10 protein-coding genes are annotated in these 12,875 nt (G+C 68.5%); 5 read left to right on the top strand and 5 right to left on the bottom strand.

Annotated elements, in window-relative coordinates; all coding sequences use genetic code 11:
* The first annotated feature begins 277 nt into the window (after positions 1 to 277).
* The 5 genes from VE326_02940 (at position 278) to VE326_02920 (ending at position 7,232) form a co-directional block, all read left to right on the top strand.
* On the top strand, positions 278 to 2,584 hold the full coding sequence (locus tag VE326_02940; GenBank protein ID HYJ32152.1) for a DUF2339 domain-containing protein: 2,307 nt from the start codon (positions 278 to 280) through the stop codon (positions 2,582 to 2,584).
* 166 nt (positions 2,585 to 2,750) lie between these two features.
* Complete coding sequence (locus VE326_02935; GenBank protein HYJ32151.1) at positions 2,751 to 3,197, top strand: Rieske (2Fe-2S) protein; 447 nt, start codon at positions 2,751 to 2,753, stop codon at positions 3,195 to 3,197.
* Positions 3,198 to 3,207: 10 nt separating this feature from the next.
* The gene (locus VE326_02930; GenBank protein ID HYJ32150.1) at positions 3,208 to 4,329 is read left to right on the top strand and encodes a cytochrome bc complex cytochrome b subunit; all 1,122 of its coding nucleotides are present in this window, start codon (positions 3,208 to 3,210) and stop codon (positions 4,327 to 4,329) included.
* A gap of 8 nt (positions 4,330 to 4,337) precedes the next feature.
* The gene (locus tag VE326_02925; GenBank protein HYJ32149.1) at positions 4,338 to 5,900 is read left to right on the top strand and encodes a cytochrome c3 family protein; all 1,563 of its coding nucleotides are present in this window, start codon (positions 4,338 to 4,340) and stop codon (positions 5,898 to 5,900) included.
* Positions 5,901 to 5,951: 51 nt separating this feature from the next.
* Positions 5,952 to 7,232 (top strand): radical SAM protein, encoded by a 1,281-nt coding sequence (locus tag VE326_02920; GenBank protein ID HYJ32148.1) that lies wholly within the window; start codon positions 5,952 to 5,954, stop codon positions 7,230 to 7,232.
* Here the strand turns inward: VE326_02920 and VE326_02915 are convergent.
* The 5 genes from VE326_02915 to VE326_02895 all read right to left on the bottom strand — a co-directional run.
* Positions 7,142 to 8,095: an outer membrane lipoprotein-sorting protein gene (locus VE326_02915; GenBank protein ID HYJ32147.1), complete on the bottom strand. Its 954-nt coding sequence runs from the start codon at positions 8,093 to 8,095 to the stop codon at positions 7,142 to 7,144. The two genes, VE326_02920 and VE326_02915, sit on opposite strands and share 91 nt — an antisense overlap.
* A gap of 138 nt (positions 8,096 to 8,233) precedes the next feature.
* The gene (locus VE326_02910) at positions 8,234 to 10,600 is read right to left on the bottom strand and encodes an MMPL family transporter (GenBank protein ID HYJ32146.1); all 2,367 of its coding nucleotides are present in this window, start codon (positions 10,598 to 10,600) and stop codon (positions 8,234 to 8,236) included.
* Positions 10,601 to 10,604: 4 nt separating this feature from the next.
* Entirely contained in the window at positions 10,605 to 12,056 is a 1,452-nt protein-coding gene (locus VE326_02905; protein HYJ32145.1) for an aminotransferase class V-fold PLP-dependent enzyme, read from the bottom strand.
* Positions 12,057 to 12,170: 114 nt separating this feature from the next.
* Positions 12,171 to 12,359 (bottom strand): DUF2892 domain-containing protein, encoded by a 189-nt coding sequence (locus VE326_02900; GenBank protein HYJ32144.1) that lies wholly within the window; start codon positions 12,357 to 12,359, stop codon positions 12,171 to 12,173.
* Between the two features lie 15 nt (positions 12,360 to 12,374).
* Positions 12,375 to 12,875, bottom strand: a 501-nt coding sequence (locus VE326_02895; protein HYJ32143.1) for an efflux RND transporter permease subunit, incomplete at its 5' end; no start/stop codon positions are given.

The following is a 12,875-nucleotide window of genomic DNA, read 5'->3' as shown; positions in this document are numbered from 1 at the left end:
CCAGGATCTTGGCGCACGTCACGCCGCCCTGACCGCCGCGACCGTGTAGGCGAATCTCCAAGGCCATGCCGCCCCTTTCCTCCGTCCGGTGGGCCACGCCCAACTATCGGACCGCCGGAGAACCGAGCGTAGGAGTCCAGGGGGATGGATACTAGGTAGCCGAAGGTAGAAGCCGCGCCGGTCGAGAGCGCTGGCGCCTCGGTCCGATCTCCCCTAAGGTGGGCACGCACTCAGCCCTGCACTGGTTTCCCTGGCGGCACGATCGGAGGAAAGCGGCATGCCCGCGTACCTGATCGCGGTCCTTGTGATCTGTGCCCTGATCCCCTGGCTGTCGGTCGTCCTCTTCGCGATCTTCTGGCGCGACATCCGCAATCTCAAGGCACGCATCGCGCGTCTGGAGCGTGCCGCGGGCGGTCTCGAGTCGGCCCCTGTCGCACCGACCCCCGTCGCGCCGGCCCCTGTCGCGACGCCTACGGTCGCGCCGCCTGCCGTTGCGTCTACCCCTGTCGCGCCGCCAACGGCCATCCCGACCCTGGCACCGCCTCGCCGGGTCACCCCCGCGCCTTCGGCGCGGACACAGGAACGCCTGGAAGAGCAGATCGGCGGCATCTGGATGCAGAACGTGGGGTCGGTGCTCCTCCTCCTGGGAGCCTTCTTCCTGATCGTGTGGGGCTACGCGAACGGGCGGATCGGCCCCGAGGTGCTGGTGCTCGCCGGCGTCGCGCTCGGCGCCGTGGTCGCGTGGCGGGGCCACGTTATCGGACGCACCCTCGCGGCCCTGGGGAACGCCTTCATCGGCGTCGGGCTCGGCGTGATCTACATCACGCTCTACCTGGGGCACTTCCGCATGCACGTCTTCGCGGGGGGCGTGGCGTTCACGCTGCTCGCGGTCACGTCGTTGACCACGGTGGCAATCGGGCTGCGCCGGCGCGAGCCGATCATCGCCACCCTCGGGGTGATCGCGGCCTACCTGCCGCAGCTCCTCGCCGTGTGGATCCCGCTCCAGGGGTTCAAGCTCGCGCTGCCCGCGCTCCTCGGCTATTTCGCGGTCGTGAACGTGGTCGTCTTCGCGCTCGCGGCCTCCGTCGGCTGGAGCGGCCTCGTCCTCCTGTCGCTCGCGCTCACCACGGCGACGTGGAGCGCCAACGCCGGAGTCCACGCCTGGAGCCTGGGCATCCAGCTCGCGCTCTCCGCCCTCTTCGTCGCGCTCGGCCTGGCTCCCGTCGCGCGGCTCGTCCGCGAGGAGCGGCCGGTTCGATCGATCGACCTGGCCGTGGTCGCATCGGCGCCGATGCTCCTGTTGCTCGCCTCTTGGCCGTTCCTCGTCGCGCCCGATCGGCTGGGCGCGGCGCTCCTTCTCTCGGCGCTCGCCGCCCTCTACGCCGCGGTCTCGATCTGGCTGGAGCGCAGGCGCGCCGAGCGCGACCTCTGGCGTCCCTTGACCGCGGCCGCGACCGTCTTCCTCGCGGCGGGCATCGAGCGCGGGCTTCTCCCCGAATACCTCGCGCTCGCCTGGTGCGCCGAGGGCGCAGCCCTCCTCTGGCTGGGCATGGGGCCGCGCGGCGCCTGGCTCCGCCTGCTGGCCTACACGGTCCTCTCCGTCGCGGCGATGCGGCTCCTCTGGGTGCTGCTCACGGCGGCCTCGCCCGCCCTGCCGACGCTGCTCAGCGCCCCCGCGCTGCGCAACCTGCTCGTGATCGGCGTGTTCCTCCTCGCGTCGCATCTCATCGGCCGCCGCCGCGACCTTCTCGCTCCGGAGGAGCGGCTCGCGCCGGGCGGGTGGGTCTTCGTCGCCAACGCGCTGCTCATGATCTGGGCGGCGCGCGAGGCCGGGCAGGTGCGGCATTTCCTGACGCAAGTCTCCGGCCCCGACGACGAAGCGATCGCCGTGACGCTGGCCGGATGCGCCTGGATGATCCAGTGCTTCGTCCTGTTCCAGCTCTCGATCGCCCGCGCGGCGCCGGTCCTCCGGCAGGTCGGCTACTTCGCCGGCGGCTTCGCCGTGCTCGCGCTGTTCACCGGCCACGCCGCCCGCGATCCGTGGGTCGCGGGGTATCTGCCGCTCCTCAACACGGCGGCGTTGATCGTCGCCTTCGCCACTACCCTTCTGATCCTGGGAGCCGAGCTTCTCTGGCGGCATCGGGACCGCCTCTCTCCGGCCGAGCGGCGGATCCCCGAGTTGGCGACGGCCGTCGCGAACCTGGTTCTCCTGGCCTGGTGGGCGCGCGAGGCGGGACACCTGGCGTCGGCGTTCACCCCGTCGGACGCGGCGTTCGGCTCGAGGGGGCCTGCCGTGCGCACGCTGGCCGCGGTCTTCACCAGCGCCGCCTGGACGCTCCAGGCGGTCGTTCTCTTCGCCCTCGGATGGATCCGCGGATCGGCGTTCCTCCGCTGGAGCGGGCTCGTCCTCTTCGGTCTCACGGTGCTCAAGTTCCTGCTCGTGGATCTCGATCGCGTGGACGCGTTCTGGCGCTTCGTGAGCGCGCTCGGGATCGGCGCGGCGCTCCTCGTCGTTTCGTTCCTCTACCAACGAAAGGCGCGGCGTTCGGCGGGATCACTGCGTAGCAGCCCGGAGGCGACGTAGACGCGGCGGCCAATTCCTGGACGCAACGGCCGTTTACTCCCATTGGCTACCTGGACCGGAGGAACGGCCCCACGCATTCTCTTGCCGCGGGAACGGGAGCGTGCCATCTTCCCCGCGATCCCCTTCCCATCGTTCGGATCGGCGACCTGGCAGCGGAGGCAACTGCATGGATCAGCCGTCGAAGCCTGGAATCTCACGCCGCTCCTTCCTCGACAAGCTCCTCGGTCTCGGCGCCCTCGCGTGGTTCGGCTCGGTCGTCTATCCCATCTTCGAGTATCTGAAGACGCCGCCGCAGGGCGAAGCGGAGGTGACCAGCGTCGTTGCCGCGAAAGTGAAGGACTTGAAGCCGAACACGGGGGTCGTGTTCCGCTTCGGGCGTGATCCGGCGATTCTCGTGAGCGGCCCCGACGGCAAGCTGCGCGCCCTCTCCGCCGTCTGCACCCATCTCCAGTGCACCGTGCAGTACCGGCCGGACATGCAGCGGATCTACTGCGCCTGCCACAACGGAATGTACGACCTCACGGGGCGCAACGTCTCCGGACCGCCGCCCCGCCCGCTCACCGAGTACGTCGTCACGCTGAAGGGCGACGACGTCGTCGTGTCCCGGACCTAGGAATGCGCGCGTGAGCGACAACGCGGGCGGAACGGAACACGGCGGCAGCCGGGGCGCAAGTCCGCACGGCGGCGGCATCCGCGGCTGGATCAACGAACGATTCAATCTCCAGCCGGCGATCGAGTTCGCGTCCCACAAGCAGGTCCCCGAGTGGAGAGGCTCCTTCTGGTACTACTTCGGCGGCGTCAGCCTCTTCCTCTTCATCGTGCAGGTCGCCACCGGAATCCTGCTCCTCATGTACTACCAGCCGGGCGACAAGACGGCCTACGAGAGCGTCCGGTTCATCGTCACGAAAGTGAAGTTCGGGTGGCTGATCCGATCGATCCATTCCTGGGCGGCGAACCTCTTCATCCTGTCGGTCTTCATCCACATGTTCTCAGTCTATTTCACAAAGGCCTTCCGGCGTCCGCGCGAGCTGACCTGGTACTCCGGATTCGTCCTGCTGGGCCTGGCCTTCGCGTTCGGATTCAGCGGCTACCTGCTCCCCTGGAACACGCTGGCCTATTTCGCCACGAAGGTGGGCACGACGATCGTCGCGGTGCTCCCCGGCCTGGGCGAGCCGATCATGGAGCTCCTGCGCGCGGGCAAGGACGTCTCGACCGCGACGCTGACGCGCTTCTACGGACTCCACGTGGCGATCTTCCCCGCCCTCTTCACGGTGATCCTCGGCGTGCACCTGATGCTGATCCAGACGCAGGGGATGCACGAGCCCGAGTCGTGGGACCAGGTGCCCCAGGGGAAACGGCGCTACATGCCCTTCTTCCCCAACTTCGTGCTCCGCGACCTTCTCCTCTGGCTGATCGTTCTCAACATCCTGGCGATCCTGGCGGTGTGGTTCCCGTGGGAGCTGGGGAGGAAGGCCGATCCCTTCGCCGCGGCGCCCGGCGGCATCAAGCCGGAGTGGTACTTCCTCTTCATGTACCAGGCGCTGAAGTATTTCCCCGCGAAGCTCGCGGGGCTGGACGGCGAGGTCGTCGGAATCATCCTGTTCGGGGTCGCGGGCCTGCTCTGGTTCCTCGTCCCGCTCTGGGACTCGCGCACGCCGGGCGGGATGCGCAATCGCGTGAACACCTACGTCGGCCTCCTGGTCGTGCTCTTCATGATCATCTTCACCGCGCTGGGGGTGAAATGATGTCTCTGTTGCGAAGCAACAGAACAGCGGCGATCGCGCTCGCGATGGCGTTCGCCATCGCGCTGATGCTCGCCGCGCACCCAGCCCAGGCTCAGTCCGATTCCGCCACGACGAAGCCCCCCGCCGCGGCTCCGGCTCCCGCCGCGACCGCCGCGCCGAAGGGGCCTGCCGACCAGTGCTACGCCTGCCACGTCGAGCAGGACACCCCGGCCGCGACCGCCTACAAGAACGACGTCCATCACGCCGTCGGCGTGACCTGCGCCGGATGTCACGGCGGCGATCCCACGACCGACGACCAGGACGCCGCGATGAGCAAGGCCAAGGGATTCGCCGGCGTCCCGAAGAAGGACCAGATCCCGGCAATGTGCGGGAAATGCCACGGACCGGCCCAGGGTCCGGGGAACGCGTTCCAGACCCGCTTCAAGCTGGACAACGTGCTGGCCGACTTCAAGGAGAGCATCCACGGGCACGCGCTCGCGGGCAATCCCAAGGGGCCCCAGTGCGTCTCGTGCCACGGCATCCATGAGATCGCGCGCGTGACCGACGCGCGCTCCCCCGTGCACCCGACGCACGTGGTCGACACCTGCGCCAAGTGCCACAGCGACGCCACCTACATGCGCGACTTCTCCCCCACGCTTCCCGTGGATCAGAAGGAGAAGTACCTGACCAGCGTGCACGGGAAGCGCCACGCCGCGGGGGACCCCAAGGTCGCGACCTGCGTGAGCTGCCACTCGAACCACCGGATCCTGCAGGCCAAGGACCCCCGGGCAAACGTCTATCCGACGAACGTCCCGAAGACCTGCGCCCGCTGCCACGGCGACGCGAAGTACATGGCCGGATACGGCATTCCCACGAGCCAGTACAGCGACTACGTGCAGAGCGTCCACGGCAAGGCGCTGCTCGTGAAGACCGACCTGAACGCGCCGGCCTGCAACTCCTGCCACGGCAATCATGGCGCCGCCCCGCCGGGCGTCTCGTCGGTGATCGCCGTCTGCGGCCGCTGCCACCAGATGAACCAGGAGCTGTACGAGCGGAGCGCGCATCGCGCCGTGTTCGAGGGGAAGAAGCTCCCGGGATGCGTCGTGTGCCACGGCAATCACAAGGTGCAGCCGGCGAGCGACCAGATTGTCTCGTTCGACCCGCCGTCGCCCTGCGCCCAGTGCCACGTGAACACGCCCGCCGACAAGGCGGCGCCCGACATCCAGCGGCTTCGCCTCGTCCTGGACAGCCTTTCGACGGGGCAAGTCGCCGCGCTGGCCGTGCTCGATCGCGCCGAGAACCTCGGCATGGACGTCTCCGACGCGCGCTACTCGCTTAAGGACGTGAATCAATCCGCGGTGCAGGCCCGGGTCGCGATCCACAGCTTCAAGGTCAAGGAAGTGCAGGAAGCCGCGCGCCCCGGCATCGCCATCATCGCCCAGGCGCGCACAGCGGGACAGGAGGCGGTCCACGAATACGGCTTCCGCCGCCAGGGCCTGGCCGTCTCGACCCTCATCGTCACGTTCCTCGTCATCCTGCTCTGGCTGAAGATCCGCGACATCGAGAAGAAGCAGAAGGAGAAGGGGCGCTAGCGCCCCACGCCGACCCGTCCTCCGGACCGCGACGGGTCCCCGGAGGAATCCATGGACGGCTATCCCGATCACCGCAGCCTCTACCGGCTCCCCTGGAGCCTTCCCGACAACCCCATCGCATGGCTCGAGCCGACCGAGGCGTGCAATCTCTACTGCGAGGGGTGCTACCGCGCCAACCAGTACCAGGGGCACAAGAGCCTCCGGGACATCGAGGCCGACCTCGACACCTTCGCGCGCTACCGCTCCTTCGACGGCGTATCGATCGCCGGCGGGGATCCGCTCACCCATCCGGAAGTGGTCTCGATCGTGGCGCTGGCCCGCGAGAAGGGCTACAAGCCGATCCTGAACACCAACGGCCTCGCCCTCACCGACGACCTCCTGCGCGAGCTGAAGGGCGCCGGCCTGGTCGGGTTCACGTTCCACATCGACAGCAAGCAGGGGCGGCCCGGATGGAAGGGTAAGACCGAGGCGGAGCTGAATGCCCTGCGACAGGAATTCGCCGAGCGCGTGGCCAGGGTGGGCGGGATTTCCGTCGCCTTCAACGCGACCGTCTACGACGACACGCTGCCCTACGCGCCGGAGGTGGTGGCGTGGGCGCGGAAGAACATCGACAAGGTGCACGTCGTGGTGTTCATCGCCTACCGCCAGGCGTCGGGAGCGTTCGGCGACGACATGGACTTCTGGGTGGGCGACCGAAAGGTCCCGATGAACGACCTGGTCTACAGCCGCCCCACCGGGAAGGCGCGGCTGGACATCTCGTCACGCGACGTCGTCGCCGAGATCCGGAAGCGCTTCCCCGATTTCGCCCCCTGCGCCTACCTGAACGGCACCGAGCGGGCCGATTCGCTCAAGTGGCTCCTCACGACCTACGTGGGCACCCGGGACGAGGTGGTCGGCTACGCGGGGCCGCGCTTCATGGAGGCCACGCAGGTGCTGCATCACTGGCGGCACGGCCGCTTCCTCGCGTACGCGCCCCCCTCGACGCTGCGGCACGGGCGTTCGATCACGGCCACGGGAGCGCTCTTCGACCGCGGAATGCGCGAGGGGATGGCCCGCTACCTGGGCGGCGCCTTGCGCCGGCCGCTCCGTCCCCTGCCCCGGCTCCATCTGCAATCGGTGATGATCATCCAGCCGGTGGACGTGCTGGCGGACGGCCGGATGAACATGTGCGACGCGTGCCCGGACATGACGGTGCACGAGGGAGAGCTGGTCTGGTCCTGCAGGCTGGAGGAGCGGAAGGCCTACGGCGGGTTCGCGCGCGGCGTGCGGCGCTCGGCCACCTCGGGCGCGCCGGCGGAGCCGGTCCTGGCGGAAGAGACCGCCTTGCCCTGAGCCGGAAGCCAGTCGCCGATCGGCGTGCGCATGCGATCGGCGGAGAAATCGCCGGGCTGGAGCGGCGGATCGTAAACGGCCTCGCTGAAGATCACCCGCGTCCATCGCCCCGATGACATCGATTTCATCGTGCGGTCCATGATCGTCGGGTAGGAGACGGAGGGGTTCTTCGCGCTCGCGACCCGCTCGATCTGCGTCCCGGTGAACACGCGCCCCAGCTTGCCGCGATTGTCGTAGTACTCCTGCCGCAGCGGGAGCGACGTCTCGCGATCCACCCAGGTGACGTACTTGCTGAAATCGACGGGTTTCCTGGGGAGGCTCTCCACGACGTAGCAGTCCCGCCCATCCTGCTTCTCCTCTCGGACCAGCGTGTGCCGGTCGGCGTCCACGTCGCGTCCCGAGAGGTCCTCGCGCATGAAGTCCGAGCCGATAAAGCTCGAGCGCTCGGGCGCGAGCACCTTCACCACCTGCCCCGTGATCGGCACGAACATCCACCGCTCATCGGGCAGGTCGACATGCTTCCAGACCATGCAGGACATGCGGCGCACGTCGCCCGGCTTGTGGAAGTAGAGGAGGTAGCGCTGCTCCCCCTTCCCGCCCGTGTTCAGGCGGAGGAGGCTCATGATCCGCTCGCGTCCCGGCGTGCCGGGACCGCCCAGCTCCATCTTCACGCTGGTGCGGAAGCTGTTGCCCGGATAGTAGAAAGCCTGATTCATGCGCGACATGATGTCGGTCCCGCTGGGCGCGGTCTGGGCGCGCGCCGCTGGGATGGAGAGCGGGACCATGCCGAGCGCGGCGATCCCCAGGACGAGCGAAACCGGGACGAGAGAGCGTCGGAAGGAACGGAAGGCGCTAGGGATCATGCGACTCCAAGATGATGCAAAATCGTGACTTGGCCGGCTGGAGCCGACGGCCCGGGACAACGCCTGAGCGGTCGTCCATCAAGTCTAACACGCCGGGCCCGACGTGGAGCCCGAAAAGGCAGCTCCGGAGGCAGCCGGTCATGAAGCTGGCGCCCGCGGGGCGGCCAACGTCCCCCGGAACGTCATGATCAGCGCCGGCACGAGGAGCAGCGTGAGGAGGGCGCTCAGGAGCATCATCGCGACGATGAAGGCGCCGACGGTGACGTAGGGGGTGAGCGGGGCGAAGAGCATCACCGCGAACGACGCGGCGAAGAGGACCGCGTTCCGGAGAATCCCGCGCCCCGGCCGCTCGGCGGTCCAGAGGAGCGCCTCGGCCGGCGTCTCCGACGGCGCCTCGGCCCGGCGCTGCTGGAAGCGCCCGATGAAGTGGATCGAGAAGTCCACCGCCATGCCCAGCGAGAGGCAGGAGAGCACCGCGATCGGCATGTCGAACTGCTTCCCCGACCAGCCCACCGCGCCGTAGATGATGAGGATCGTGATCAGGAGGGGCGCGCAGCCCACCAGCGCCCACCGCACCGACCGGAAGTTCACGGCCAGGATCACGAAGACCACGATCAGCGCCAGCGCGAAGCCGCGGATCATGTCGCCCAGCACCTCGTCGTTCCAGACCAGGTTGAAGTAGGCGATGCCGGCGGGGGTGAAGGTGATCCACGGCGGCGCGCTCTTCTTGAACTCGTCGACGGCGTGGAGCACCTCGCGCATCGCGCTCGCGTCCCAGGTCTTGAGCTGCACCCAGACGTTGGCCTTCGTGTAGGTGTCGTCGACCACATTCACGAGATCGGTCGAGCGCGCCGAGGAGCTGAAGAGAAAGAGGCACTGCCCCACGGCCTCGGGATCGTCGGGGATCGTCTCCATGCGCGGATCGTCCCCCTTGAGCTCGCGGTTGATCCGCTTCACGTAGTCGGCGACCGAGGTCGTCTTCCCCACGACCGGGAGCTTCGCGAGCCGGGCCTGGAGCGCCTCCAGGGTCCGCATCGCCTCCGGAGAATTGAACCCCTCGGGCCGGCTGGACGTCGCGACGATGTAGGCGAGGGACGTTCCGCCAAGGGCCGCGTTCACGGCGTGGTCGGCCCGGCGCAGCTCGCTCGAGGGCTTGAACCAGCCGATCATGTTGTTGTTCACGACGATCCGGGTCATGCCGGCGACGGAGAGCGCGAGCACGACGAACAGCGCGCCGAGCACCAGGCCCGGGCGCCGGGTTCCGGCGGCGGTCAGTGCGTGCACCAAGCGCCCAAGCGCTCCCGGGGCCGCCGCCGGGGCCGAAGCCGACGGCGACACCGCGCGGGCCCCTTGCGGCTCGGGCAGAAGCATGAGCACCGCCGGAATGAAGCTGAACGACAAGAGCCGCAGCACCAGCGTCCCGAAGACGATCACCCCGCCGAACACCTTCACCGGCACGATCGTCATGAAGAGGAGCACCGCGAACCCCGCCGCGGTGGCGAGCGCGGTGTAGCGCACCGGCCGCGAGACCGCGTCCATCGTGGCGAGCACCGCCTCGCGGCGCCCGGCCGCCTCCCTTCGTCGGAACGAGAACTCGTTGAAGATGTGGATGCTGTCGGTGGCGATCGCCATCAGGAAGACCGGGCTCATCGAGCTCATGATGTGCACCGGAAAGCCCAGCGCCACCAGCGTGCCGATGCTCCAGAGGATCGCCACCATGGCCACGGCGAGCATCGAGGCGGCCATGAGGAAGCTCCGGAACATGAGGTAGATCGCGACGAACATCACGAGCGCCGCGATGGGCGAGAAGACCGCCATCAGCCGGAACATCTCCGCGCCGAACGTGTCGCGCGCCACGGGATCCCCGGCCACGTAGAAGCGCTCCGGCCCATGCTCCCGGCCCAGGATCTCCCGGATCTGGTCCGCGATCACCTTGCCGTTCGCTCCCTTCTCGATCGGAACGAAGATGGCGGTCATCCGGCCGTCCCGCGAGACGATCCGGTCCAGGAGGAGCGGGTTGGTGAAGATCTTCCGGCGCAGCTGCGCGATCCCCTCGGCGGTGGTCGGGGGCTCGGGCATCAGCGGCTCCACGTACACCGTCCCCGCCTCGCTCCGCACGTTCGTGATCGTGACGAAGCTGGTGACGTCCTCGGAGACGACGCCGGGGAGCGCCAGGATGGCCTGCGTGATCCGGTAGATCCTCCCGAGCGTGGCGGGCTGAAGCACGCCGGCATCATTCTCGATCCCGACCGCGATCATGTCCTCGCGCAGCACGAACGTCCGTTCCACCTCCGCGTTCCGGACGCGCACGGGCGCCGACGGAGGGAGCATGTTCTTGGGATTGGTATCCGTGCGGATCTTCGGGAGCGGAACGAGCGAGAGCAGCGTCAGGAGCGCCGTGATCCCCAGGACGAGGCGAGGATGATCGACGGCGAAGCGAACGAGCGAGAAACGGTCGGCGCCGCGGCCGGACGATCCGGACGCCTCGCGCCTCGGGCCGGACACCGGGTCAGGAATTCCGGCCGCCGGGGGCCGAGTCGTGGTCGCGGAACTCCTGGAGGAATTGGAGGAAGCGGAAGACGTCCGCGAAGTTGGTCGCGACGCCGAGCGAGGCGCGGGTGGCCCCGACCTCCTGTCCCCACTTCTCCCGCACGCGGGCGCGCATGCCGTCAAAGGTGAGGCCCTCTTCCCGGAAGAGATCCTCGATCTGCTCGGCGGTGAGGCCGTAGATGACCTCGCCGACCCCGGGATTGCAGAAGCAGCCGGAGCGAAGCGAGATGCCGGCGCGGCCCGCGCGCTCCTCGACGTCGGCGATGTCGAGGGGGACGCCGTTCCGGTCGATCACGTTAAACGCCACCGTCGCCCCGCGGTCGTCGAGCGTCGTCGGGCCGTGCACGCGCACGACCGGGCGCCCGTTCGAGTGCTTCAGGGCTTCCACCCCTTCGAGGAGGAAGCCCGTGAGACATCGGACGCGCTCGTGGACCCGGTCGATGCCCACCTGCTCCAGGTGCTCCAGCCCGATCTGGACCGCCGGGAGGTTCAGGTAGTCCACGGTGCCGTCCTCGAAGGCCGCCTCGTCGTGAGGGCGGAGCACCGCCTCGGCGAGGACGCTGGCGATGCGCACGGCGCCTCCCGCAAACCAGGGGCGGCGCAGCTTCTCGAACGCGGTCCGGCGCAGGAGCAGGCAGCCCGCGCCCGTGGGATAGCCGAACATCTTGTAGAACGAGAGCGCGACGAAATCGGGCTTGCACCGCGAGAGGTCGAAACGGTTCGTGGGCGTGAAGGCCGCGGCATCCAGCAGCACGTCCCACCCCGCGTCGTGCGCCTCGTCGATCAGCTCCAGCGGATGCTGCACGCCGGAGAAGTTGGACTGGGCCGGGAACGCGAACAGGTTCGGCCGATCGCGCCGGGCGTTCCCGAGCTGCTGCGACAGCGCGGCGCGGTCCACCCGAAGCTCCGGCATGCGGATGGGGCCGTACTCGACCTCGGCGCCCCGGGCGCGGGCGAACTCGCGGATGCCGTTCACGGAATTGTGGTTGTCGATCGTGAGGAGGAAGCGGCTCCCCGCCTCGAAGGGATAGGACTCGCCGACCAGCTTGAGCGCGCCGCTCGCGTTCGATGTGAACACGACGAAGTACTCGTCGGGCGAGGCATGGAAGAAGCGGAGCACCTGCTCGCGCGCCTTCGCCAGCCAGTCGGTCGCGGCCAGCGAGGCGCTGCTCGTGGAATGCGGATTGCCGAACACCGAGGACTTCAGCAGGTCGAAGTGGGCGCGAAGCTGGCTGGCGGCGTACTGGCTTCCGCCGGTGTAGTCGAGGTAGATATGGCGGCTGCGATCGAGACGGTCGTACTCCCGCGCCCGCAGCCCGTCGAGGGCGGCGGTGCCGGCATACGACGGATATCGTTTGAGGAACGACGCGAACGCGAGCTCGCTCGCGGAGCCCTCGGTCGCATGGCTCATAGGATTACCCGCTCGGGACCGGTTGAAGGGGCAGCGAACGGATTGATATTAACATAGATGCTGGGGCCCGGCGTGCCTGGATTCACTCGCCCGTCGGCCCCTCATCCCCGGCGGCTACTCCCGGATGCCCGCCCCGCGCAAGAACGACATCATGGGACACCAGTTCGTGAACGCCGACTGGATCAGGTTCAACCCCACGAAGGCCGTGAAGGCGAGCCACCAGGGGTTCACGAAATACCCCAGGGCCACGGAGAGGAGAACGAACGTTCCGGCGATGCCGCGCAGGGCTCGATTGAGATCCATGGTTCCTCCTTGGCTTCAGACCGCCGGCGCGACGGGAGCCGCGGTCACCGTCTCCGGCTCCGCCGAGCGCCTGGGTCGAGAAAGCGTTTCGGGACGGGACCCCGGGAGAGGCCGTTCGGACCGCGCCCGCATCATGTAGTAGAGAACCGGCACCGCGACCCTCGAGATGGCGGTCGAGGCGATCTCCCCGCCGATCAAGGAGAGGGCGAGGCCCTGGAAGATCGGGTCGAAGAGGATCACGGCCCCGCCGACCGAGACGGCCGCCGCCGTGAGGACCATCGGACGGAAGCGCACCGCCCCCGCGTCCACCACCGCCTCGCGCAGCGGGAGCCCCTGGCGACGGCGCAGCTCGATGAAATCGACGAGGATGATCGAGTTCCGCACGGTGATGCCGGCCCCGGCGATGAAGCCGATCATCGAGGTCGCCGTGAAGAAGGCGCCGAGCGCCGCGTGCGCGGGAAGGATCCCGATGAGGCTCAGCGGAATCGGCAGCATGATCACGAAGGGGGTGGTGAA

It is taken from the genome of Candidatus Binatia bacterium (assembly GCA_035631035.1).
GTDB lineage: Bacteria > Eisenbacteria > RBG-16-71-46 > SZUA-252 > SZUA-252 > DASQJL01.
The sequence above is the reverse complement of the archived record's forward strand: the minus strand, read 5'-3'. Positions and strand labels throughout refer to the sequence as shown.